The 23,659-nt window shown below is 67.7% G+C and carries 24 protein-coding genes and 1 pseudogene; 9 read left to right on the top strand and 16 right to left on the bottom strand.

The window, feature by feature from the left end; genetic code table 11:
- Window positions 1–21: 21 nt before the first annotated feature.
- Window positions 22–1,755: an L-aspartate oxidase gene (locus HUS56_RS08790; protein WP_173923028.1), complete on the top strand. Its 1,734-nt coding sequence runs from the start codon at window positions 22–24 to the stop codon at window positions 1,753–1,755.
- Between the two features lie 24 nt (window positions 1,756–1,779).
- Window positions 1,780–2,189: pseudogene (gene arr / locus HUS56_RS08785) on the top strand (NAD(+)--rifampin ADP-ribosyltransferase).
- A 113-nt stretch (window positions 2,190–2,302) separates the two neighbouring features.
- On the opposite strand, the gene HUS56_RS08780 reads toward arr, so the two are convergent.
- The gene (locus HUS56_RS08780; RefSeq protein WP_173923027.1) at window positions 2,303–2,572 is read right to left on the bottom strand and encodes a hypothetical protein; all 270 of its coding nucleotides are present in this window, start codon (window positions 2,570–2,572) and stop codon (window positions 2,303–2,305) included.
- A gap of 68 nt (window positions 2,573–2,640) precedes the next feature.
- On the bottom strand, window positions 2,641–3,063 hold the full coding sequence (locus HUS56_RS08775; protein ID WP_256368797.1) for a DUF6069 family protein: 423 nt from the start codon (window positions 3,061–3,063) through the stop codon (window positions 2,641–2,643).
- Window positions 3,064–3,259: 196 nt separating this feature from the next.
- Here HUS56_RS08775 and HUS56_RS08770 point away from each other — a divergent pair, with 196 nt between their 5' ends.
- Entirely contained in the window at window positions 3,260–3,547 is a 288-nt protein-coding gene (locus tag HUS56_RS08770; RefSeq protein WP_173923025.1) for a hypothetical protein, read from the top strand.
- Between the two features lie 19 nt (window positions 3,548–3,566).
- On the opposite strand, the gene HUS56_RS08765 is transcribed toward HUS56_RS08770, so the two are convergent.
- Genes HUS56_RS08765 through HUS56_RS08755 form a run of 3 tightly spaced genes read right to left on the bottom strand, consistent with a single transcriptional unit; the run spans window position 3,567 to window position 6,204 of the window.
- Complete coding sequence (locus HUS56_RS08765) at window positions 3,567–4,628, bottom strand: LLM class flavin-dependent oxidoreductase (protein ID WP_173923024.1); 1,062 nt, start codon at window positions 4,626–4,628, stop codon at window positions 3,567–3,569.
- Complete coding sequence (locus HUS56_RS08760; protein WP_173923023.1) at window positions 4,628–5,257, bottom strand: alpha/beta hydrolase; 630 nt, start codon at window positions 5,255–5,257, stop codon at window positions 4,628–4,630. Before HUS56_RS08760 ends, HUS56_RS08765 begins: the two co-directional genes overlap by 1 nt.
- Window positions 5,254–6,204 carry a VOC family protein gene (locus tag HUS56_RS08755; RefSeq protein WP_173923022.1) on the bottom strand — a complete coding sequence of 317 codons (951 nt, stop codon included), beginning with the start codon at window positions 6,202–6,204 and terminating at the stop codon, window positions 5,254–5,256. Before HUS56_RS08755 ends, HUS56_RS08760 begins: the two co-directional genes overlap by 4 nt.
- Before the next feature lie 163 nt (window positions 6,205–6,367).
- Between HUS56_RS08755 and HUS56_RS08750 the strand changes: the two genes are divergently transcribed.
- Both HUS56_RS08750 and HUS56_RS08745 read left to right on the top strand, forming a co-directional pair.
- Window positions 6,368–6,949, top strand: coding sequence for a dihydrofolate reductase family protein (locus HUS56_RS08750; protein ID WP_173923021.1), 582 nt, complete (start codon window positions 6,368–6,370; stop codon window positions 6,947–6,949).
- Between the two features lie 29 nt (window positions 6,950–6,978).
- Window positions 6,979–7,389: a VOC family protein gene (locus tag HUS56_RS08745; RefSeq protein ID WP_173923020.1), complete on the top strand. Its 411-nt coding sequence runs from the start codon at window positions 6,979–6,981 to the stop codon at window positions 7,387–7,389.
- Window positions 7,390–7,412: 23 nt separating this feature from the next.
- On the opposite strand, the gene HUS56_RS08740 is transcribed toward HUS56_RS08745, so the two are convergent.
- Window positions 7,413–7,889, bottom strand: coding sequence for a DNA alkylation repair protein (locus HUS56_RS08740; RefSeq protein WP_254431369.1), 477 nt, complete (start codon window positions 7,887–7,889; stop codon window positions 7,413–7,415).
- A 183-nt stretch (window positions 7,890–8,072) separates the two neighbouring features.
- Between HUS56_RS08740 and HUS56_RS08735 the strand changes: the two genes are divergently transcribed.
- On the top strand, window positions 8,073–8,810 hold the full coding sequence (locus HUS56_RS08735) for a hypothetical protein (protein WP_173923019.1): 738 nt from the start codon (window positions 8,073–8,075) through the stop codon (window positions 8,808–8,810).
- Between the two features lie 85 nt (window positions 8,811–8,895).
- On the top strand, window positions 8,896–9,918 hold the full coding sequence (locus HUS56_RS08730) for an LLM class flavin-dependent oxidoreductase (RefSeq protein WP_173923018.1): 1,023 nt from the start codon (window positions 8,896–8,898) through the stop codon (window positions 9,916–9,918).
- Between the two features lie 186 nt (window positions 9,919–10,104).
- On the opposite strand, the gene HUS56_RS08725 is transcribed toward HUS56_RS08730, so the two are convergent.
- From HUS56_RS08725 to nrdH, 5 genes are all read right to left on the bottom strand, one after another.
- Window positions 10,105–11,739, bottom strand: a complete 1,635-nt coding sequence (locus tag HUS56_RS08725; RefSeq protein WP_173923017.1) for an AIPR family protein — start codon at window positions 11,737–11,739, stop codon at window positions 10,105–10,107.
- A gap of 135 nt (window positions 11,740–11,874) precedes the next feature.
- A complete protein-coding gene (nrdF, locus tag HUS56_RS08720) occupies window positions 11,875–12,897 on the bottom strand; it encodes a class 1b ribonucleoside-diphosphate reductase subunit beta (RefSeq protein ID WP_173923016.1) in 1,023 nt (340 codons plus the stop codon).
- Between the two features lie 107 nt (window positions 12,898–13,004).
- A complete protein-coding gene (gene nrdE / locus HUS56_RS08715; protein WP_254431368.1) occupies window positions 13,005–15,137 on the bottom strand; it encodes a class 1b ribonucleoside-diphosphate reductase subunit alpha in 2,133 nt (710 codons plus the stop codon).
- Window positions 15,138–15,142: 5 nt separating this feature from the next.
- Window positions 15,143–15,559, bottom strand: a complete 417-nt coding sequence (gene nrdI, locus HUS56_RS08710) for a class Ib ribonucleoside-diphosphate reductase assembly flavoprotein NrdI (RefSeq protein WP_173923015.1) — start codon at window positions 15,557–15,559, stop codon at window positions 15,143–15,145.
- Window positions 15,560–15,653: 94 nt separating this feature from the next.
- Window positions 15,654–15,887, bottom strand: a complete 234-nt coding sequence (gene nrdH, locus HUS56_RS08705; RefSeq protein ID WP_173923014.1) for a glutaredoxin-like protein NrdH — start codon at window positions 15,885–15,887, stop codon at window positions 15,654–15,656.
- Window positions 15,888–16,357: 470 nt separating this feature from the next.
- On the opposite strand from nrdH, the gene HUS56_RS08700 reads away from it, so the two are divergent.
- Entirely contained in the window at window positions 16,358–17,185 is an 828-nt protein-coding gene (locus tag HUS56_RS08700) for an alpha/beta fold hydrolase (protein ID WP_173923013.1), read from the top strand.
- Between the two features lie 174 nt (window positions 17,186–17,359).
- Here HUS56_RS08700 and HUS56_RS08695 read toward each other — a convergent pair whose 3' ends face one another.
- Window positions 17,360–17,935, bottom strand: coding sequence for an HhH-GPD-type base excision DNA repair protein (locus tag HUS56_RS08695; RefSeq protein ID WP_173923012.1), 576 nt, complete (start codon window positions 17,933–17,935; stop codon window positions 17,360–17,362).
- Window positions 17,936–18,343: 408 nt separating this feature from the next.
- Here HUS56_RS08695 and HUS56_RS08690 point away from each other — a divergent pair, with 408 nt between their 5' ends.
- Window positions 18,344–18,736 carry a glyoxalase superfamily protein gene (locus HUS56_RS08690; RefSeq protein ID WP_173923011.1) on the top strand — a complete coding sequence of 131 codons (393 nt, stop codon included), beginning with the start codon at window positions 18,344–18,346 and terminating at the stop codon, window positions 18,734–18,736.
- Between the two features lie 22 nt (window positions 18,737–18,758).
- Here HUS56_RS08690 and HUS56_RS08685 read toward each other — a convergent pair whose 3' ends face one another.
- The 4 genes from HUS56_RS08685 to HUS56_RS08670 all read right to left on the bottom strand — a co-directional run bounded on the left by HUS56_RS08685 (window position 18,759) and on the right by HUS56_RS08670 (window position 23,596).
- Complete coding sequence (locus HUS56_RS08685) at window positions 18,759–20,231, bottom strand: MFS transporter (RefSeq protein ID WP_254431367.1); 1,473 nt, start codon at window positions 20,229–20,231, stop codon at window positions 18,759–18,761.
- A 77-nt stretch (window positions 20,232–20,308) separates the two neighbouring features.
- Window positions 20,309–21,145, bottom strand: coding sequence for an aldo/keto reductase (locus tag HUS56_RS08680; RefSeq protein WP_173923010.1), 837 nt, complete (start codon window positions 21,143–21,145; stop codon window positions 20,309–20,311).
- Window positions 21,146–21,212: 67 nt separating this feature from the next.
- Window positions 21,213–22,175, bottom strand: coding sequence for a zinc-binding dehydrogenase (locus HUS56_RS08675; RefSeq protein ID WP_173923009.1), 963 nt, complete (start codon window positions 22,173–22,175; stop codon window positions 21,213–21,215).
- 2 nt (window positions 22,176–22,177) lie between these two features.
- Window positions 22,178–23,596 carry an MFS transporter gene (locus HUS56_RS08670; protein WP_173923008.1) on the bottom strand — a complete coding sequence of 473 codons (1,419 nt, stop codon included), beginning with the start codon at window positions 23,594–23,596 and terminating at the stop codon, window positions 22,178–22,180.
- Window positions 23,597–23,659: the final 63 nt, after the last annotated feature.

The raw sequence follows: 23,659 nt of genomic DNA, 5'->3' as shown, positions 1-23,659 counted from the left end.
CGCGAGCCTACCGTGGTTGGCATGAGTACCACTGAGCGTCAGATCTCCACGACCGTCCTGGTCATCGGCACGGGTGGATCGGGTCTGCGCGCCGCCATCGAACTCGCCGAGGCGGGCGTCGACGTGCTCGCCGTCGGCAAACGGCCGAAGTCCGACGCGCACACCTCGCTCGCGGCCGGCGGCATCAACGCCGCCCTCGCCACGATGGACGCTGACGACAGCTGGCAGCAGCACGCGGCCGACACCCTCAAGGAGAGTTACCTCCTCGCAAACCCCCACACGGTCGAGATCGTGACCTCGGGTGCGGCCCGCGGCATCGAGGACCTCGAGCGCTACGGCATGCCGTTCGCCCGCGAAGACGACGGCCGCATCTCGCAGCGCTTCTTCGGCGCGCACACCTACCGCCGAACCGCGTTCGCCGGCGACTACACCGGGCTCGAGATCCAGCGCACCCTCGTCAATCGAGCCGCCCAGCTGACCGTGCCGATCCTCGACACGGTCTACGTCACGCGCATCCTCGTGAACGACGATGGCGCGGTCTTCGGCGCCTACGGCTTCGATCTCGAAGACGGCACGCGCTACCTCATCCACGCCGACGCGGTCATCCTCGCCGCCGGCGGACACAACCGCATCTGGCGCCGCACGTCGTCGCGGCGCGACGAGAACACGGGCGACTCGTGGCGCCTCGCGGTCGAGGCGGGCGGACGCGTGCGCGATCCCGAGCTCGTGCAGTTCCACCCGTCGGGCATCATCGAGCCCGAGAGCGCGGCCGGCACCCTCATCTCCGAGGCGGCGCGCGGCGAAGGCGGCATCCTCACCAACGGCCTCGGCGAGCGCTTCATGGCTCGCTACGACTCCGAGCGGATGGAGCTGTCGACTCGAGATCGCGTCGCCCTCGCCGCCTACACCGAGATCAAGGAGGGGCGCGGAACGCCCAATGGCGGTGTCTGGCTGGATGTCTCGCACCTGCCCCGCGAGACGATCATGCGGCGCCTCCCCCGCGTCTACCAGACCATGCTCGAGCTGCAGATGCTCGACATCACGAAGCAGCCGATCGAGATCGCACCCACCGCGCACTACTCGATGGGCGGCGTGTGGGTGCGACCCCAGGACCACGGCACGGATGTCCCGGGCCTCTACGCCATCGGCGAGGCATCCTCTGGCCTCCACGGTGCCAACCGCCTGGGCGGCAACTCGCTCATCGAGCTGCTCGTGTTCGGGCGCATCGTGGGCCAGGCCGCGGCGGAGTACTCGGCCGGGCTGCCGGCGCAGAAGCGGTCGGCAGCCGCGGTGGCGGCGGCGCGCGACGAGATCGACGGGCTGCTGGCGGCAGACGGGCCCGAGAACGTACGAGCGCTGCAGCGCGCCATCCGCAACACCATGACCGAGCACGCGGGCGTCGTTCGCGACGAGCAGGGCCTGCTCACCGGCCTCGCCGAGCTCGACGCGATCGAGGAGCGCATGCAGCACGTCGGCGTGCACCCCGACCTCGCCGGCTACCAGGACCTCGCCCACGCCTTCGACCTCAAGTCGGCGGCAATGGCGGCTCGGGCCACCCTCGAGGCGGCGCTCGAACGCCGCGAGACCCGCGGGGCCCACAACCGCAGCGACTACCCCGAGACGGATGCCGCGCTGCAGGTCAACCTCGTCTGGTCGCCCTCGACCGGCGTGACCCGCGAGGAGATCCCGCCGATCCCCGAGGAGATCGCGGCGCTCATGCGCGAGGTCTCGACGGTCGGCAAGCTCGTCGAATGACCGCCACGGCCTAGGCTTTCTTCCGTGGCCGAAACACTGGACGAAGGGCCGTTCTACCACGGCACGAAGGCCGACCTCCGGAGCGGCGAACTCCTCACGCCGGGCTACCGGTCGAACTACCGACCCGAGATCGTGATGAATCACATCTACTTCACGGCGGTTCCCGACGGCGCCGGGCTCGCCGCAGAACTCGCGCCCGGTGAAGCGGCCCCCGGGTCTACATCGTAGAGCCGACCGGCCCGTTCGAGAACGACCCGAACGTGACAGACAAGAAGTTCCCCGGCAACCCCACCCGCTCGTACCGATGCAGCGCTCCACTACGGGTCGTGGGCGAGGTCACCGATTGGACGCGCCTCACTCCCGAAGCCCTGCGGGCCTGGAGAGAACGGCTGGCCGCGCTCCGCGCTCATGAGCGAGGCGACATCATCAACTGACGCGTCCTTCATCGACGACGACAACGGCGTCGGGCCCGAGTTCATGTACGACCCACCGCCAGAAGCATCCGCCGACTGAGCCGCATGCCGGCGGCGGCGCACCGGTCGGCCGACTACCAGATGGTTCCGCCGCCGACCGAGATGCCGCCCCACGTGAGCGCGATGAAGATCGCGGCGAAGACGACGGGCGCGATGCCCTTGCCGCTGCGCGACAGTCCCTTGAGGAGGGCGATCACCGTGAGCACGGCGGCGACGATGGAGAGGCCGCCGCCGAGAATCAGTCCGATGAACAGCGGGATGGGCATGAGCACGAGGCCGGCCAGCGCGAACCAGAAGGCGGCCCAGGCTGTCGGATTGGAGCGGCGCTCGACGGAGGAAGACATGCGTCTATTATCTCGGGTCGCAGTCCGGGCCCACGCGCTACGGCCGGAACGAAGTCGTCGGTCGCCGGCTACCAGTTGCGAGCGCCGTGGCGGAGCATCCTGATCAGGAACAGGCCGGTGGTGACATGGATGATCCCGAGCGCCACCCGCGTGCTGTCGGACGTCTCGACGAACGCGATCGGCAGCACCGACAGTGCGAGCGCGGCGACGGCAACGATCGTCCAGATCGTTCGAGCGCGCCGGGTGAGGCGCTCGAGCACCGCCAGCACACCCCATGCCGCCAGTGCGATGGGGAGGGTGCTGAGGATCAGGAGCGTCCATTCGATCTCGAGCGTGCCGATGAGCGGATTCGCGACGACGAACTCGGCGCCTGCGGCGCTGGCCAGAGCCCACACGATGACCGGCACGATGACCGCGACAGCCATGGTGAGCATGCGACGGTGTCGACGGGCGATGCGAAAGTCCTCTGGCGTACGAAGTACGAGGGTCATTTCGGTCCTCTTTCGGTGGAGGGCGTCGGGTGATCTCTCACACGAACTGCTTCACTCCATACGACCGGCGAGACCGTGCGATTGTGACATGAGGGGGCGCCGGCCGTGAGCGGTCGTCGCATGCGCCCCGGATGCTTCGCAGACCTCGGTCGACCACCGACATAGACTCGCGATGATGACGTATCAGGCCCCGCGCATGGATGCGCTCGAGTCCCGGGCATGGCTGTCGTTGGTGTGGACCGCGGAACTGCTGCCTTCGGCCCTCGACCTGCAGTTGCAGGCGGAGTCGGGCATCACGCACTTCGAATTCCTGGTGCTCGGCACCCTGCAGCAGGCGGAGGGCGCTTCATTGCGCATGTCGGACCTGGCCTCCGCCGTGAACGCGACGATGCCGCGGCTGTCCCGTGTGGTGGGGAAGCTCGCGGAGCGTGACCCCCTGGGCCGGCGCGCGTTCTCCTCGGTGCCACGCACGTCCTCGACGTGACGGTTCGTCGTCGCCTGCCTCAGCCCGAGACTGCGGCCGGGGTCCGGAGGGCCGCGCGCACCTCGGGAACCACCTCGGTGGCCAGCAGCTCGATCGAGCGCAGTGTCTCGCGCTGATCCAGCCCGCCCAGGCCGACCTGGGCGAGGAAGCGGCTGTGGCCGAGCATCTCGTGTTCCCACAGGATCTTGTCGACGATCTCGGCCGGGCTTCCGGCGAACAGGGCCCCGCCGGGTCCGGCCCAGGCGTCCAGCGTCTCGCGGTCGAGTCGCCCGCTTCGAGGCATGTTCTCGGCGAAGTAGGCGGCGTAGTGCGGGAAGAACGTGTCGCGCGCGCTCTGAGATGTGTCGCCCGCGTGGAAGTGCGAGGTCACGCCGAGCTGCGGTTCCGGATGACCAGCACGAGCCGCGGCCTCGCGGTGCAACGTGGCGAGTCCGCGGAAACGCGCGGGTGCTCCAAGAATGGCGAGGTACATCGGGAGGCCGAGATGCCCGGCGCGGAAGGCCGATTCCGGAGTGCCGCCGACGGCGATCCAGACGGGCAGCTGCTCCTGGATCGGGCGTGGCCAGATCCCGGCGTCATCCAGCGGTTCCCGCGTCGTGCCCGTCCAGGTGACGGGGTTGTTCTCGCGCAACTCGAGGAGCAGGCCCAGACGGTCCTCGAAATACTCGTCGTAGCGACCGAGTTCCTGCCCGAACAGGGGGAAGGACTCGACGTACGCGCCGCGGCCCGCGGTGATCTCGGCACGGCCGGCGCTCAGCAGGTCGAGGGTCGCCCACTCTTCGAACAACCGCACCGGGTCGGCACTCGACAGCACGGTCACCGTGCTCGTCAGCCGGATGCGCTCGGTCTCGCGGGCGGCGGCGGCCAGCACCATCTGCGGGGATGACACGGCGAAGTCGGGACGGTGGTGCTCACCGACGCCGAAGACGTCGAGCCCGGCCTCGTCGGCGAATCGTGCCCACTCGAGAATCTGCTCGAGGCGGGCTCGCGGGTCGCCGAAGGCGCCGTTCGCCTCGCGCGACAGCTCACCGAAGGTGAAGATGCCGATCTCGAACGGCCGGCGCGAGGCATCCTCACTCATCAGCGCACCGTCGCGAGCTGCTCGGCGAGGAACGCTTGCACGTCGGCGAGCACGCGCCCGTCGATCCCGTGGCCGAGTCCGGGGTAGAGACGCGAGGTCGGCGTCGTGTACTCGGGCAGCCACGCCTCCGTGCGCGCCACGGCCGCTTCGGCGATGACGTGATCCACGGAGCCGCGGCCCGAGAACACCAGCGGGCGTTCCTCGCGCAGCTGTGCGTCGGCCGGCTGCTCGCCCGCCTGCACGAAGCCGCCGAGGATCACCGGCGCAAGCACCCGCTCGGGAGCGGTGCGCAGGAGCTGCGACGCCATGAGCCCACCCTGCGAGAAGCCGATCGGCACGACTCGGGTCTCGGGTGACAGCGAGGCATCCACCCACGCCCAGATCGCGTCGGTGGCGACTTCGACCGCTGCCGGATCGGGGTTGCCGGGCGTGGTGATCTGGAACCAGGCGAACCCGGCCTGCCCGACCTGCAGCGGAGCTCGCAACGACGCCCACGGCATCCCCTCGGGCAGGGCGGCGGAGAGCGCCGCGAGGTCGCGCTCGTTCGAGCCGTAGCCGTGCAGGAAGAGAGCGACGGCCGGCGCGGCATCCACCGACCAGTTCTCGGAGGTGACGGCGTGCAGGGTCATCGAGCCAGCACCTCCTCAACGTTCGCGCCGGGCAGCGACACGGTGACCTGGGTGCCCCACGGGTCGACGACCACGATGGAGCGGCCGTCGTCGGCGAACTGGATCTTGCGATGCGTCAGTCGCGCGGCGAGTGCGTCGAGGTCGTCGCGACCGGGCACGGTGATGGCCACGTCGCCGAGGCCGAGGCTCGCGGCGCGCGGTCCGGCGCCTGCACTGTTCCAGACGTTCATGGCGACGTGGTGGTGGTAGCCACCGGCCGCGGCGAAGAGCGCGCCGGGGTAGCTGGCGACGGTGGTCTCGAAGCCGAGCGCGTCGACGTAGAAGGCACGCGCGGTCGCGACATCCCCCACCTGCAGGTGGACGTGGCCGACCTTGCCCGCCTTGCTGGCCACGGCGTCGACCGTGTTCTGGTCGAGGTGACGCTGCAGGTACGCGTTCGGGTCGAGGAACAGCGTCGACATCTGCAGCTCGCCGTTCGCGTACTGCCACTCGGAACGGTCGCGGTCGGTGTACAGCTCGATGCCGTTGCCCTCGGGGTCGGTGAAGTAGAAGGCCTCGCTCACGAGGTGGTCGCTCGACCCGGCGAATCGGCTGCGTGGGTCTTGCGCGGCACGCAGCACCGTCGCGGCGAGCGCCGGCGCGTCGTCGAAGAGGAACGCCGTGTGGAACAGGCCGGCCTGGCGGGGGTCGACGCCGGGCAGCCCCGGCGTGGAGATCAGGCGCACCATCGGCGTCGCACCTCGACCAAGCACGCGATGCACCTCGGCGCCCCGCGAGCGCTCCTCGAGCGGCTGCAGCGCGAGCGCGTCGGTGTAGTACGAGGACATGAGGTCGAGGTCGCCGACGCGAAGGGTGACGGCATCCATACCGGTCTGCGCGTTGAGCACGCGGTCGGGCGCAGTGGCCTGGGTGGTGGCGGTTGCGGTGGCGGTTTCGGTGACGGTCATGGGCTCTTCCCTGTCGTGACGTGGTGCGGTGGTCGACGCTTGTTGTAGCTACAACTGATTGGGGGTGTGGTTCATTCCCGGCGTAATCCGACCTTCTGTCGATCTGCGCCGCGTACCGTTCGACGCTGGTGTAGGAGCCCGTCTTCACGGAAGGGAACACATCATGGGAACGGTGATCTTCGACATCAGCATGTCGCTCGACGGCTTCATCGCTGCGAGCGGCATGACGCCCGACGTCGGCATGGGCGAGGGCGGCGAGGCGCTGCACGACTGGGCGTTCGCCGGCGACGAGCGCGACCGCGAGATGCTCGAGCAGGCCGGCGCACGGCTGGGCGCGGTCATCGCCGGGCGCCGCACCTACGACAACTCCATCAAGTGGTGGGATGCCGATGGCCCGACAGGCCCCGCACGAATCCCCCTGTTCGTAGTGAGCCACGGCATGCCCGACCACGTGCCCGCGGGCGGCGTCTACACGTTCGTGCCCGACACCCGTTCAGCGCTGGAAGCCGCTCGCGCGACGGCCGGCGACAAGGACGTCGGCATCATGGGCGGCGCCGACATCGCCCGCCAGTACCTGCACGATGGACTCGTCGACGAGATCTCGATCCACCTCGTGCCGGTGCTCTTCGGCAGCGGCACTCCGTTGTTCGGCGACTCCTGGATCGAAGGACATGTTCGACTCGAGGCGCCAGAGGTGATCGCCACGGATGCCGCGACCCACCTGCGGTACCGGGTCGTGAAGTAGGCGGGGTTGCTCCCCCATAGGATGTCCGGATGCGTCTCTTCGATCATCTGGGCGTCTCCGTCGACGACCTGCCTCGCTCCATCGCACAGTTCGATCCGGTGATGCAGGCGCTCGGCTGCGAGCGACAGGATGCCGACGGCAGCGTGTCGTGGTCCAAAGGCGAGGACGAGCTGATCCTCTTCCCCGCGCGCGTGGGTGAGAGCGGCCCGCACCGCCACGGTCGCGTCGGCTGGCAGCACCTCGCGTTTCCGGTCTCATCGCGCGACGAGGTCGATCGCCTGCACGCGATCGCGATCGACGCGGGTTGGACGGCCGTGCGCGAGCCCAAGCTGTACCCGCGGTTCAACGACCGCTACTACGCGTCCTTCGTCGAGGACGACAACGGCATCCGCTTCGAGTTCATGCACAACCCGCCGCGGGAACCCGCAGCCGCGGACTGACCCCGCGCCCACCTGCGAATTCGTCAGAGCAGTGAGGCGGCCCTACGCAGGAGATGATCGGGCTCCGCTGCCCACCGTTCGATGATCCGCCGAGCGCGTGCAGCTTCGGCGCCGCTCAGTCGTTCAAGCATCGGCCGTACGACGTCGATCGCGAGCGGCTCTACGAGCTCGAGGACCCGCGCGTCGCGGATGAACTGCTCGATCCGAGTGAGGTCGTTTCCCCCGAGCATCGTCACGTGCCCCTGGAGGAGAACCACCGCCGCGAACCGGCGCTCGTACACCGGCTTCGACCACAGCTCAGTGGCGAGCGCCGTCACCTCGTCGTGCGCCATGCCTGGATACCGCCGCTGCGCGTCGCGCACTGTTCCGCGTACCGCGCCGATTGAGGCACCGTAGAAGCGCAGCCCTCCCCCGATGCGCTCGGCTTCGGCGCCGGCCCGCTCCTCGGAGCCTTCCATCCGAAGCGTGCGGTCGATGAATTCGGCGGCTGGCGTCGTCACCTTCCGATTCTGCGTCACATCGACATGTGGACTCCTTCCGGATGCGTCCTCGGCCCGCCGCTGGGGACCGAGGTACGGCCCCGGTCCGCTCGGAGGCCGGGCCCTTCGTCCCGGTGGCGCCCCGAGGCATCCGCGCACACTGGAGGCACCGGCACAACGGACGAGATCGGAAGGGGGAAGCGGATGTCGGCCTCCGACGACGGTCGGGCACGTGAGGACGCCCGCCAGTGGGCGGGCTTGATCATCACCGGCAGGTGGGCGGCCCTGGCGAGCGTGGCCTTCATCGTCGTGCAGGTCGCGATATTCCTCGCTTGGCCACCGCCGGGTGACAGCCGGGGCTTCTTCGAGTTGCTGCTGGAGAACCCGCTCCTCGGCGTCGTTGCGCTCGACGGGCTCTACGTCGTGAGCAACCTCCTCGCCTTCCTGCTCTACCTGGCGCTCGCCGTCGCCCTGTGGCGCGTGAGCCGGTCAGCCGTGGTCATCGCCCTCGCTTTCGGCGTGCTCGGGATGGCGGCCTACATGGCCTCGCCACGCCCCGTCGAGATGTTCAGTCTGGCCACCGCCTACGGCCAGGCCGGCGATGCCGAGCGGGTAGCCCTCATCGCGGTGGGCGACGGGATGCTCGCAACTTGGACGGGCACCGCGTTCGACATCTACTACTTCTTCAACCTGGCGACGCTCCTCATCTTCGCCCTCCTGATGTTCCGAACGCCCGTGTTCAGGCGATCGACCGCGGTCGTGGGCCTCGTCGCCGCAGTGCTCATGGCGGTGCCCTCGAACTTCGGCATGGTTGGCGTGGTGTTCGCGCTGCTGTCGCTCGTGCCATGGGCGGTGTTCGCCATCCTGGTCGCCGTCGACCTGTCGCGCCTCGTCACGCCGAAGGAAGCCGTGCCGGCTGCGGCATCCGACCGCGACGAGTGACGCCAGCCGAGACGGCGACAGCGGATGGCGCGGCGCCGGCTACTGCTTCCGGAATGCGCCGCCGCGCCCAGCGTTGGAGACCAGTATGAAGCGCATCGGTTTCCTCTCCTTCGGGCACTGGTCGAACTCGCCCGGCTCGCAGACGCGAACGGCGTCCGACGTGCTGCTGCAGTCGATCGACTTGGCGGTCGCGGCCGAGGAGGTCGGTGCCGACGGCGCGTACTTCCGCGTGCACCACTACGCGAACCAGCTCGCCAGCCCGTTCCCCCTCCTCGCAGCGGCGGGCGCGAAGACGAGTCGCATCGAGCTCGGCACGGGCGTGATCGACATGCGGTACGAGAACCCGCTGTACATGGCCGAGGATGCCGGCGCCGCCGACCTCATCGCCGGCGGCCGCCTGCAGCTGGGCATCTCGCGCGGTTCGCCCGAGCAGGTCATCGACGGCTACCGCTACTTCGGCTACGAGGCGCCCGAGGGCTCGACCATGGCCGACGTCGCCCGGAACAACGCGACAGTCTTCCTGAAGGTCATCGACGGGGCGCGATTCGCCGAGCCGAACCCACGCCCCATGTTCCCGAATCCGCATCCGGGGCAGCTCGGCATCCAGCCGCAGTCGCCGGGCCTCCGCGACCGCATCTGGTGGGGCGCCGGCTCCGACTCGACCGCCGTGTGGGCGGCCGAGCAGGGCATGAACCTCATGAGCTCGACGCTCAAGGAGGATGAGTCGGGCGAGCCGTTCCACGTGCAGCAACGCAAGCAGATCGAGGCGTTCCGCGCCGCCTGGGTCGAGGCGGGCCACGAGCGTGAGCCGCGGGTCTCGGTGAGCCGATCGATCTTCGCCATCGTGAACGACATGGACCGCGCGTACTTCGTCGGCGGTGGCGACCGGTCGGACCAGTTCGGCGTGATCGACGACTACCGCGCCGTCTTCGGCCGCAGCTACGCCGCCGAACCCGATGTCCTCATCGACCAGTTGCGCGAAGACGAGGCGATCGCGGCCGCCGACACCCTGCTGCTCACGGTGCCGAACCAGTTGGGTGTCGGCTACAACGCGCACGTCCTCGAGTCGATCCTGACGCACGTGGCGCCGGCGCTGGGGTGGCGGTAGGCGCGGGCCTTAGCTCGCTTCGACCGCCGCCTCACCTCTTAGGAACGGATGCCGCAGCAACCGCTCTACCCTTGGCACGCCGCATGCAAGTGCCATATCGCCTATCAGTCAGATCTCGAGCCACGATGGGCCACGCCTCACGCCACTTCCTCACCCGACGACGCCTGCACGGACTTCCAGTCAAGTTCACCGAGCCGCGTTGTAAATTGACCTGCCTTTGTGGCCTTCTCCAGGTTGCTCCCCGTGCCCGCAATGAAGGCATCGATTTCTCGGTGAACCACTCGCAACGCATCGTGGACTTCGTCTTCGGAGGGCTCCCAACCCGAGCTGGCGAGCGCGGACAATTTGGCACCCGGCCGTACCCACGTCCCGAGCTTCAAAGACACTACGGCGGAGATCACATGCAGTCTGAGGTACCGACGCTCTACTGCGTTTGTCCCAGCCTGCTCGGTCGCCAATACGGCGCCGACTCTTGTCCAAACCTTGGCTGCGAAGAGATACATGTTCCAAGCCGACTTTGTCGTTGAACAAAGTAGCGTAGCGCTGATCATCCTTCAGAAGGCTCGTTGGCTTTCCCCGCGCAATATCTGGCCTTGACGAGAGGATTGCGGTTAGCGTCTGCCCCAAGTCCCGAATCGACAGCAGCGTAAGTTCCGGCTTCTGATTGTCTCGGAAGCTTCCCTTTCGTCGATCGTAGAAGAAGCCATTCTTCGCGAAGTGCTCCTCGATGTGACGCTGGATCTCATCGGTCGCCCGGAGCGATGCGGGGTCCACATTCGTCTGACTATTCGTCGCCCGAATGACGGAGTCCCGCTGAGCCGGGTCCTCACTCATGATTACTCTCACGAGAACGAGATCGGATGAAGCTCTAGAACCGGGGTTTTCGTTAAGGAAGTTGTGAATGACGCGGGTGGTTTGTAGACCATTGACGATTCTGGGCTCCAGCACCTTGAGGCTCTCACCGATCGTCGTTACCGACTTGCAGATCAGCGTTACGCCGTTGTTCAGCCACCAGAAAGGGGTGCTCCCGGCACTCTCCAGGGATGCGCGGATTGCGCCGTTCACTTCGACGCCACCCTGCCAATCACGCACGTTGTCTTCGAGAAGTCGAGCGGTGACACGACCGGTGCCATCGTCAACGAAGTTGGCGAATTCATCGAGGCGAACCAAGGCGACGACGCCATCCCCGCTTGGAAAGCTTTTCGCAAATGGAATCTTGTATTCCACGGGGGCTTTTGCTCGTTGGCGGGCGATCAGTTCCCGAGCTCCATCGAGCAACACCTCAACCGTTGCGCCGGGAAGCTCCGACTCCAGTGTTGCTGCGAGGTGTTCCGACTTTCGCTTCGATTCACCGCTCAACTCGCCGACATCCGTCAGGGTTGCGATGAGCACATGGAAATGCAGCGGGCAGGCATACCCTGCGAGATTGGCCCATGCAGCGCGGGCGACCTGGAAGCGGTCCAGAACGAGATCGTTGAACTCTCCGGTTGCCAGCTCTGGTTCCGAGAGATCCATCAATCGTGGCAAATTGGCTACAAGCTTCTCAATTGCGGTGGTGCCGGCACCATGCATCTTTGTCTGAACGACGTAGACGTCAAGTCGGCCGTTCCCTTGTTTCGCTACAAGAGGCACGTTCCCGACAACGATGTCGCTGTCGTGCTCAAGCACTTCGCCGTTGAACAGCGTGTAGACGGCGTCAACTCCTCCATCCAGCGCACCATCGACGACACCGTCCTCCAGAGCCTCGTCATCGATGTCGAATGGGTTCCGCTGTAGCACGAGATGCGCTGCGAACCGAATGAACTGCTGGCCATCGGTCAACGATCCTGGGCGCTCGGCTTTGTACTCCTCAAAGGCAATTTCGATGAATTGCTGATGGGACGTGGGAATGACTCGCTCCTCGGAAATTGTCTTCAGGTAAGTACAGCCAAGCGACAGACTGGCCTGCTAATGCTCCTAGAAGTCCCAGTCCTCATCCTCGGTGTTCACGGCCTTGCCGATCACGTACGACGAGCCCGACCCCGAGAAGAAGTCGTGGTTCTCGTCGGCGTTCGGAGAGAGTGCCGAGAGGATCGCCGGATTCACGTCGGTGACCGTCTTCGGGAACATGGGCTCGTAGCCGAGGTTCATGAGCGCCTTGTTCGCGTTGTAGTGCAGGAACTTCTTCACGTCTTCGGTGAGACCGACGCCGTCGTAGAGGTCTTGGGTGTACTGCACCTCGTTGTCGTAGAGCTCGTAGAGCAGCGAGAACGTGTAGTCCTTGAGGTCGTCGCGCTTGGCCTGGTCGACCAACTCGAGCCCCTTCTGGTACTTGTAGCCGATGTAGTACCCGTGCACGGCCTCGTCGCGGATGATCAGACGAATGAGGTCGGCCGTGTTGGTCAGCTTCGCCCGCGACGACCAGTGCATCGGCAGGTAGAAGCCCGAGTAGAAGAGGAAGCTCTCGAGCAGCGTCGACGCGACCTTGCGCTTCAGGGGCTCGTCGCCACGGTAGTACTCCATGACGATCGCGGCCTTCTTCTGCAGGTTCTCGTTCTCGACCGACCAGCGGAAGGCGTCGTCGATCTCTTTCGTCGAGCACAGCGTCGAGAAGATCGACGAGTAGCTCTTCGCGTGCACCGACTCCATGAACGCGATGTTCGTGTACACCGCTTCCTCGTGGGGGGTCAGCGCGTCGGGGATGAGCGACACGGCGCCCACCGTGCCCTGGATCGTGTCGAGCAGCGTCAGACCCGTGAACACGCGCATCGTGAGCGTCTGCTCCTCGGGCGTCAGCGTGTTCCACGACTGGATGTCGTTCGACAGCGGCACCTTCTCGGGCAGCCAGAAGTTGTTGACCAGCCGGTTCCAGACTTCGAGGTCTTTGTCGTCTTGGATCCGGTTCCAGTTGATCGCGCTGACGTGATCCACGAGCTTCAGCTTTCCGCCGGTGTGCGCCGGGTCGTTACTGGCCGAGTTCACCGGGTCTGTGAGGGTCATCCGTCTCATCCTCTTTCTTGGTCTGGGGGTCTCGATACGCGTCGCCTTCGGCGGCGCTACTCGACCACCGGGCTGTCGCCTGCGGCGGCGCTACTCGACCACCGGCGTCACAGCATGCATGAGACGCACTCGCTCAGGTTCGTGCCCTCGAGGGCGAGCTGCCGCAGGCGGATGTAGTAGATCGTCTTGATCCCCTTCTTCCACGCGTAGATCTGGGCGCGGTTGATGTCGCGCGTTGTTGCCGTGTCCTTGAAGAAGAGCGTCAGCGACAGGCCCTGGTCGACGTGCTGCGTCGCCGCGGCGTACGTGTCGATGACCTTCTCGTAGCCGATCTCGTAGGCGTCTTGGTAGTACTCGAGGTTGTCGTTCGTCATGAACGCCGCCGGGTAGTACACGCGCCCGAGCTTGCCCTCTTTACGGATCTCGATCTTCGACGCGATCGGGTGGATCGACGCCGTCGAGTTGTTGATGTACGAGATCGAACCGGTGGGCGGCACGGCCTGCAGGTTCTGGTTGTAGATGCCGTGCTGCTTGACGGATGCCGCGAGCTCGCGCCAGTCGTCTTGTGTCGGAATGTGCACGCCGGCGTCGGCGAAGAGCTGCGTCACCTTGGCGGTCGCGGGCACCCACGCGGCATCCGTGTACTTCTCGAAGAACTCGCCCGAGGCGTACTTGGAGTCCCAGAAGCCCTCGAACACCTCGCCGCGCTCGATCGCGATCGTGTTCGACGCGCGCAGCGCATGGTAGAGCACCGTGTAGAAGTAGATGTTCGTGAAGTCGATGCCCTCTTCGCTGCCGTAGAAGATGCGCTCGCGGGCGAGGTAGCCGTGCAGGTTCATCTGGCCGAGGCCGATGGCGTGCGACTTGTCGTTGCCGTCTTCGATCGAGCGCACCGACGAGATGTGCGACATGTTCGACACGGCGGTGAGTCCACGGATGGCCGTCTCGACGGTCTTGCCGAAGTTGGGGCCGTCCATCGTGAGGGCGATGTTCAGCGACCCGAGGTTGCAGCTGATGTCCTTGCCGATCTGGTTGTAGCTGAGGTCTTCGTTGTAGGTCGTCGGCGTGTTCACCTGCAGGATCTCGGAGCACAGGTTCGACATGTTGATGCGGCCCTTGATCGGGTTCGCCCGGTTCACCGTGTCTTCGAACACGATGTAGGGGTATCCGCTCTCGAACTGGATCTCGGCGATCGTCTGGAAGAACTCGCGCGCGTTGATCTTCGACTTCTTGATGCGGGGGTCGTCGACCATGGCCCGGTAGTTCTCGGTGATCGGCACGTCGCCGAACGGCTTGCCGTAGACGCGCTCGACGTCGTACGGCGAGAACAGGTACATGTCTTCGTTGTTCTTGGCGAGCTCGAACGTGATGTCGGGCACGACCACACCGAGCGACAGCGTCTTGATGCGGATCTTCTCGTCGGCGTTCTCGCGCTTGGTGTCGAGGAACCGCATGATGTCGGGGTGGTGGGCGCTGAGGTACACGGCGCCGGCACCCTGGCGTGCACCGAGCTGGTTGGCATAGCTGAAGCTGTCTTCGAGGAGCTTCATGACGGGGATGATGCCCGACGACTGGTTCTCGATCTGCTTGATCGGAGCACCCGACTCGCGGATGTTGCTGAGCAGCAGCGCCACGCCGCCGCCACGCTTCGACAGCTGCAGCGACGAGTTGATGCCGCGCGAGATCGACTCCATGTTGTCTTCGATGCGGAGCAGGAAGCACGACACGAGCTCACCGCGCTGCTTCTTGCCCGCGTTGAGGAACGTGGGCGTCGCCGGCTGGAAGCGGCCGCCGATGATCTCCTCCACCAGGTCGGTGGCGAGCTGCTCGTCGCCCCGCGCGAGGGCGAGCGCCGTCATCACGACACGGTCTTCGAAGCGCTCGAGGTAGCGCTTGCCGTCGAAGGTCTTCAGCGTGTAGCTCGTGTAGTACTTGAACGCGCCGAGGAACGTCTCGAAGCGGAACTTCTTCGAGTAGGCGAGGTCGTTGAGCTTCTGGATGAACGCGAAGTCGTACTGTGCCAGCACCTCGGGCTCGTAGTACTCCTTCTCCACGAGGTAGTCGAGCCGCTCTTTGAGGGAGTGGAAGAAGACCGTGTTCTGGTTGACGTGCTGCAGGAAGTACTCGCGCGCCGCCTCGCGGTCTTTCTCGAACTGGATCTCGCCGTTCGGGCCGTAGAGGTTGAGCATCGCGTTGAGCGAGTGGTAGTCCATCGCGACGCTGGTGCGTGGAGCATCCATGAGCGCTACGCCGTCTGCAGGTGCTGAGTCAGCCAAAATGCATCCAATCCTTCGTTGACGGCGCGAACGTCGTCAGGGGTTCCGAACACTTCGAAGCGATACAGGTGGGGCACTCCGGTTTTGGCGGCGACGATGTCGCCGGCCAGACCGAAGGCCGCACCGAAGTTGGTGTTGCCGGCGCTGATCACGCCGCGGATGAGCGAGCGGTTGTGCGGGTCGTTCAGGAACCTGATGACCTGCTTCGGCACCGCGCCCTTGCCGTCGCCCCCGCCGTAGGTCGGGACGACGAGCACGTACGGTTCGTCGACGCGCAGCGACTGCTCACGCGCGAACAGCGGGATGCGGATCGCCGGGCGGTCGAGCTTCTCGATGAAGCGCTTCGTGTTGCCCGAGACGCTCGAGAAGTAGACCAGGTTCGTCATGACGCACCTCCGCTCGCCGCTCCGTCGGTTCCGGTGGTCGAGTAGCGCCGGGCGAGGCCCGCCGCGTATCGAGACCCCGCGACCGGCGCCCTTCTCACACGAGACGGGACGCCAGCTCGTCGATCTTGTCGGGGCGGAAGCCCGACCAGTGGTCTTCGTCGGTGATCACGACGGGGGCCTGCAGGTAGCCGAGCTCCTTGACCTGTGCGAGGGCGTTCTCGTCTTGCGAGAGGTCGAGCACCTCGTACTCGATGCCCTTGCTGTCGAGAGCGCGATACGTCGCGTTGCACTGCACGCAAGAAGGCTTGGTGTAGACCGTGACCGTCATGGTTTCCCCTCGTTCTCTTCGTTCTCTCGAGCCCCCGGAGGAGCTGCCCCCGTACTGCTGAATTCCGTTCTTCTAATACTACATCTAGTGGCTGCGGAACTGAACAGCCACAAGATGATGTAGTTACATCAGTGTAGTTTTCCACCGCGTTATCCACCGTTCATCCCCAGCCCGGATGCCTCGGCACCCGCGGATTCTCGCGAATCACACCGGTGTTATCCACAGCCCCGCCCGGTTCAGTAAATTCGCCCTGTGGACGGCGGCCCCGGCGTGTCGCCCTGCGTCTTCCGCTGATGCAGTGCGACACCTTGGGGTGAATGGATGCCGCTACCCCTACATATGGTGTTGTGCCGATCATGTTGCCACCACCCACCGACATTCCCGCGGCGCGGCACGCGCGTCGGGCCGCAACCGGTGGAGGACGCCGTGGGCCCTCGCTAGGGTGGCGAGCGAAGCGGCAAGGGAGCTCCATGACCGAGTACGTGACATCCGCCGACGGCACGCGCATCGCGTTCGATCGCGAGGGATCGGGGCCGCCGGTGATCCTCATCGGCGGCGCCATGCAGTTCCGCGCGTTCGACCCCGCGACCGTCGAGATGGCGCACCTCCTGGCCGGCCACGGGTTCACCGTCGTCAACTACGACCGGCGCGGCCGGGGCGAGAGCCCAGCGGATGCCCCCATCACCCTCGCCCAGACCATCGATGACCTGCGCGCACTCACCGACGACCTCACCGAGGGGGCGGATGACGCGGTCGCCCTCTTCGGCAACTCGTCGGGTGGCTCGATCGCGCTCGCCGCAGCGGCGGCCGGACTGCCCGTGTCGAAGCTCGTGTTCTTCGAGATCCCGCTCGATGACGAGGGTGGATCGGAGGGCGCCGAGTACCTCGCCGGCCTGCGCGAGTACATCGCCGCCCGGGACCACGACGGTGCCGTCGAGTATTACATGCGCGACATGCCGCGCGAGTGGCTCGACGGCGCGAAGCAGAGCCCGGCCTGGGCGACGATGGTCGACATCGCGCCGAGCCTCGAGCCCGACGCCGAGTCGCTGGCGTGGACGCAGAGCGCCCCGCGCGCCGAGCTGTGGCGGCGCATCACGGCGCCGACGCTAGCGCTGGTCGGCGAAGAGACGCTGCCGATCATGACCTCGGCTGCGGCATCCGTCGTCGCCTCCATGCCGAATGCGCAGGCGGGCACCGTACCGGCGGCCGACCACCGCTGGGAGCCGCGCACGCTGGCGCTCGCGATCGCGGAGTTCCTCGTCGGCGAGCCGCCCGCGGACCAGAGACCCACTGAGTAGTTCGTTTCCTGAACGCCAGGCACTCCGGCACTTCGGCACTTCGGCACTTCGGCACTTCGGCACCGATTTCGCGGAGGGGAACATCACTTCCGCGCGGGTACGGGCGAGCATTCGGCGCGCAGCCGTCGACACCGGGCGTGCTCCATTCCGAGCGCGGCCGCGTCTGAGCGGCACTCAGCCCTTCGGCGCCTTGGCCGCCGCCTTCGCGGCCTGCTTCGTCGCGCGAACCTTGGCGAGCGACTCGGGGTCGACGATGTCGGCGACCGACGCGAACGATCCGTCGACTCCGTAGTGACCGGCGGCCTCGCGCCAGCCGGGCGCCTGGAGTCCGCACTGCTTGCCGAGCAGCGCGAGGAAGATCTTCGCCTTCTGCTCGCCGAATCCGGGCAGCGCCTGCAGCCGGCGCAGCACTTCAGCGCCGTCAGGGTCGCCCTGGGTCCAGATGGCGGATGCATCGCCACCCCAGTCGTCGCGGACCGCCGACGCCAGCGCCTGCACGCGACCGGCCATCGAACCCGGGAAGCGGTGAACCGACGGCCGCTGCTTGAACACCTCGACGAACGCCTCGGGATCCTGGTCGGCGATCGTCGCCGGATCGATCGACCCGAGCCGCTCGCGGATCTTCTCGGGCCCGGCGAAGGCGGTCTCCATCGGCACCTGCTGGTCGAGCAGCATGCCCGTGAGCAGGGCGAACGGATCCGTGCTCAGCAGTTCGTCGGCAGCAGGGTCTCCGGTGATGTGCAGCGCCATGCGCCAATCCTCGCACTGTGCGGGCGCCCTCGCCCAACCTCGGCTCGCCTCGCCACGGCTCGGCTCGGCTCGTCCCGATGAAATCTCCACGAATCGAGAGTGCACCTGCGGCCCACAACAGGGCACGAACTGCACTCTGGGCGAGAGTCGACGACGTTCCTACGAATCGAGAGTGCACCTGCGGCCCACAACAGGGCACGAACTGCACTCTGGACGAGAGTCGACGACGTTCCTACGAATCGAGAGTGCACCTGCCGCCCACAACAGGGCACGAACTGCACTCTCGACGGCACTCTCGACGGCAGCGGCATCCGGAAATGCGGACGGAAACTGACCGGAGACCTTGCGAGACTGACGTCACAGGGATTCGATAAGCGGATCGCGACCACACCACCGAGGAGCAGACCCATGGACTGGAAGATCGAGCTCATCCACGTGCCCGTCAGCGACGTCGACCGCGCGAAGGAGTTCTACGTCGAGAAGCTCGGCTTCAACGCCGACCACGACCAGCGGGTCAGCGACGATCTGCGTTTCGTGCAGCTCACCCCGCCCGGCTCGGCCTGCTCGATCGCGATCGGCGAGGGACTCGGCGCCACGCTCGCGCCCGGCTCGCTCGACGTGATCCAGGTCGTGATCCCCGACGCCGACGCCGCGCTCGCCGAACTGCGCGCCAAGGGCGTCGAGGCCGAGGGCGTCGACGAGCAGGCGTGGGGCCGCTTCATCACCCTGCGCGACCCCGACGGCAACCGCTGGACCCTGCAGCAGCTGCCCGCCTGGTCGGCCGGCGCGTCGGCGTCGTAGGTCGACCGGCCGCGCGCACGAGTCAGGCGCGCGGCCGCACGCGCCCGGCGAGCGCCACGGCGACGAACGCGATCACGACGGTCACCGCGAACTCGGTCGTGAACGCGCCGCCCGCGACGGCGCTCGCGGCGATGGCGGTGATGGCGAGCGCGACGGATGCCCCGAGCGACTCGCCGATCGTCAGCGCGGCGCTGTTGAACCCCTGCGCCGACACGGGCGACAGCTTCAGTACCGCGACCGAGAACCGCGGATACATGAAGCCCATACCGGCGCCCGCGAACGTCCACGCGACGAACCCGAGCCAGGGCGACAGCGTGAACGCCGCGACGAGCAGCACGGTGACGAGCGAGACGGCGAGCACCACCGCACCGATCTGCACCGCCTGCGTGTCGGACACGCGATCACCGAGCCGGCCCTGCAGCCACGAGGCGACAGCCCACGACACTCCCGCCCCGGTCAGCGCGATGCCCGCGAGGCTGGGTGCGAAGTCGTAGCGCTCGATGAAGAGGTAGGGCAGGTAGATCTCGGCGGCGAAGAACGCGGCCGCGACGATGAGCCGCATCAGCCCCGTCGCGGGCATGCCGCGCGCCGCGCGCAGCGTGCCGGCCGGCATGAGCGGACGCGCCGCGACGACGACGAGCGCGACCGCCGCCGCCGCGACGATCCACCGCCACGGGTCGACCAACTCCTTCGAGAGCGACAGTGCGAGCGCCGCCCCCGCAGTGAGCACCGCCCAGCCGACCCGCCCGATGCTCCAGGGCACCCGCGGGTCGCCCTGCACCCGGTCGAGCACCTTCAGGATCGGCACGAGCATCATCGCCGCGGCCGGGACGAGCAGGCCGATCACGCCGAGGAACACCCAGTGCCAACTGAACGCCTCGGCGATCAGACCGGCGATCGCGGGCCCGACGATCGACGGGATGACCCACGCTGCCGCGAATCCCGCGAACACGCGGGCACGCAGCGCCTCGGGATAGATGCGTGCGACGATCACGTAGAGCGGCACGATGACCGCCGCCCCCGAGAGCCCGTGCAGGAACCGGCCGACGATGAAGACGCCCATGTCGACGGCCGTGCCGGCGACGAGCAGTCCGATCACGAAGACCACCGCCGACGTGATCAGCGACGGCAGCGGTCCGGCGCGGTCGGTCCAGTTGCCGGCGATGACCATGCCGATGATGCCGGCGGCCAGTGGCACGGCGAACGCGAGCGCGAACCACGACAGCCCGTCGAGGTCGGTGGCGACGAGCGGCATGATCGTCGTGACGGCCATCGCCTCGAAGGCGGCGAGGAAGATGATCGCGTACATGCCGGCCGAGAGCCAGCGGTACGGGGGCGACAGCGGCCCCTTCGCCGCGGCGACGTGCGGAGCGTGAGCGGATGCCTCGGCCGACGCGGCTCCCTCGGCCATGGGAATCACCGAGTGCTCGGACGTGGTCGCCGCGGGCTCTCGGGTCGGCGCGGGCTCCCCCGCGGATCCGATCTTCTCACTCACCCGATCGAGCCTAGCCCCGACCGATGACAGCTCAGGCGGCGGTGCCGACACGCGACGGGCCGACTGCGAGACGACCCCTAGAACTCCTCGTTCGTCTCGGGATCGCCGCCCCACAGCCGACCGCGCTCGAGCGACGAGATCGCCTCGACCTCGTCGTCGGAGAGGCTGAACGAGAAGATGTCGAGGTTCTCACGTCGGCGCGTGGCATCCGCCGACTTCGGAATCGGCACGGCCTCGAGCTCGACGTGCCACCGCAGCACGACCTGCGGATGCGACACCCCGTGCACCGCCGCGATCTCGGCGATCACGGGCTCCTCCATCAGCTGCGCTCGCAGGCGCTTGGCGAGCGGGCTCCAGCTCTCGGTGCGGATGCCGTGCTCGTCGTGGTAGGCGCGCAGCTCGGCCTGCGGGAAGTACGGGTGCAGCTCGACCTGGTTGACGACCGGTACGACGCCCGTCTCGCGCTCGAGCCGTTCGAGCATCTCGATCGTGAAGTTCGAGACGCCGATCGAGCGCACGAGGCCCTTCTCCCGCAACCGGATCATCGCGCGCCACGAGTCGACGTACTTGTCGATGCGCGGCAGTGGCCAGTGGATGAGGTACAGGTCGATCCAGTCGAGGTCGAGGCGCTTGCGGGATTCCTCGAGGCTCGCCAGCGTCTCGTCGTAGCCGTGATGACGCCCGGGCAGCTTCGTCGTGACGACGAGGTCGCTGCGGTCGACGTCGGTGCGCCGGATCGCCTCGCCCACCACGTCTTCGTTGCCGTAGTTGTACGCGGTGTCGATCAGCCGGTACCCGTCGGCGATGCCCGACACGATCGCCTCGATGCCGCTCTGCTCGTTCAACCCGTAGGTGCCGAGCCCGATCGCGGGAATCGAATTGCCGTCGCTGAGTGAGTACGCCGGTGCGATCATTCCACCATCCTCACGCACGAGAGCGGCGGATGCCACCACAGCGCGCTACGCGCGCCGGGCGTGTCGATCAGGGCACGAGCAGCGTCTTGCCGATCGTGGCCCGCGCTTCGATCGCGGCGTGGGCGGAGCTCGCGTCGTCGAGGGGGAAGACCTGGCCGACGACGGCACGCGGGTCGCCCCGGGCCGCGAGCTCGAGCGCGCGCTCGACGAGTTCGAAGAGCTCGGCTCGGCTGCTGCCGATCGCCGCGAGCGGGATCACGGCGACGCCTCGCGCGGCGAGTGCGTTCCCATCGAGCTCACCCCATGCGCCGCCGGCGGCGCCGTGCTGCAGGTACCGGCCCCCGGTGCGAGTGCGCCGGGCGAGCGCCGCCGTGAGATCGCCGCCGACACCGTCGAACACGACGTCGACGCCGTCGGGCGCGACCGCATCGAGGCGTTCGAGCCAGTCGGACGCGCGGTAGTCCACGACATGCGCGGCACCGAGTTCGCGCGCCAGGCCCAGCTTCGCCGCGCTGCCGGCGAGCGCGATGACGGATGCCCCATGGCGGGCGGCGAGCTGCACGAGCAGGCTGCCCACGCCCCCGGCCGCCGCCGACACCACGACCCGATCGCCCGGTCGAATGGCGGCGGCATCCGCAAGCCCGATCGCCGTGCGGCCGTCGGCGAGCAGCGCGGTCGCCTCGCGCAGCTCGAGATCGTCGGGCACGCGGTGCAGGTCGTCGAGGTGCGCGAGCGCCGAGCTCGCGTAGCCACCCGTGCCGCCGGTCGAGGTCACCACCTTCGTGTCGAGCCAGGCCGGGTCCACGTCGGGCCCGACCGCGTCGATGTTGCCGCCGACGCCGTTGCCGGGTACGAGCGGGAACGACCCCGGGGCATCCGCTCGGCCGCTGCGCAGCATCGTGTCGCGAAACGTGATCGCGGCGAACTCGACCGACACCCGCCCCTGCCCCGAACCGGGCGCGAGGTCGGGCAGGGTGATGATCGACAGCACGTCGGGTGGGCCCGGCCGGCCCGCGACGACCGCCCGCATCGTCAGGCCGCCACGGTCGTCGCGGCCCGCGCGGGCGGCTCGGCGTGCGCGCGGAGCCCGGCGAAGAGCGCGACCGCCCAGACGCCGAGGGCGACCGCGATGGCGCCGGCCACGGCGACGACGGAACCGCTGGGCAGCAGCACCGCGTAGACGATGGCCGTGAGCGCGATCGCGACGGCCGCCCCGAGCGCATCCGAGACCGTCATCGCCGAGCTGATGAACCCCTGGTTCTCGTCGGTCGAGGACTGCAGGCCCATCACGGTGGTGCGCGGGTACATGAGTCCCATGCCGCCACCCGCCAGCGTCCACGCGAGCATGAACGCGAACGGCGGCAGCTGCAGCAGGGTCGCGACCAGCGACATCGTGATCGCGGCCCCCAGCAGCACCAGGCCGATGCGCAGGGCGCGTTCGTTGCTGAGCCGCACCGGGTTGCGCCCCTGCACCTGGGAGGCGATCGCCCAGGCGACGCCGCCGAGCGTGAGCACGAGACCGGCCATCGCCGTGCTGAGCACGTACGGTTCGCCGGTCAGCAGCAGCGGCAGGTACACCTGGGTGCCGAAGAACGCACCGGCGAGCGCGCCGCGAGTGAGCACGCTGGCCGGGAGGCCGCGAACGGCACGGAGCGTGCCGCGGGGAACCATCGGCCGCACGGCGATCGCGATGACCGCGATCGAGGCGATCGGGAGCACCCAGGCGGCCCACCCACTCGCCTCGGTCGAGAGGTTCAGCACCAGCACGGCCACGCCGGCCAGGGTCGCCCACGCGATCCGCGAGACGCTCCACGGCGGTCGCTCGCCGTTGGTGCCGCTGCGCAGCCCCCGAAGGCTCGGCACGACCATGAGCAGAGCGGGAACGACCAGCGCGACCACCCCGAGGAACACCCACGGCCATCCCGCGCTGTCGGCGACCACGCCCGCGACGAACGGGCCGACGAGCGACGGCACCACCCAGGCGGCTGCGAACCCGGCGAACATCCCGGGATGCAGGCCGGGCGGGATGATCCTCGCGACGATCACGTACAGCGCGACCGTGAGCCCGCCGCCGCCGAGTCCGTGCACGAGCCGGCCGGCGACCAACTGCCACATCTCGACCGCGGTGCCCGCGATCACGAGGCCCACGACGAAGAGGGCGACCGACGTGTACAACGCGAGCCGCGGGCCGCCGCGATCGGCCGCGTTGCCGGCGACGATCATGCCGATGACGCTGACGGCGAGCGGGCCGGCGAACGCGAGTGCGTAGAGTGCGCGCCCGTCGAGGTCGGCGGCCACGGCGGGCATGACCGCCGTCACGGCCATCGACTCGAAGGCCGCGAGAAACACCAGGGCGAACATGCCGATGCTGACCCAGCGGAAGCGGGGGCCGAGCAGGGTCTCGCGCACGGCCGGGATGCCACCGGTCTCATTCGTCGTCTCAACAGTCATGCGCATCAACGTACGACCTCAACCTCGGTTGAGGTCAACTCTGCTTCGGGCGATCATGGTGGG

It is taken from the genome of Agromyces sp. Marseille-P2726 (genome assembly GCF_902809835.1).
GTDB lineage: Bacteria > Actinomycetota > Actinomycetes > Actinomycetales > Microbacteriaceae > Agromyces.
The sequence above is the reverse complement of the archived record's forward strand: the minus strand, read 5'-3'. Positions and strand labels throughout refer to the sequence as shown.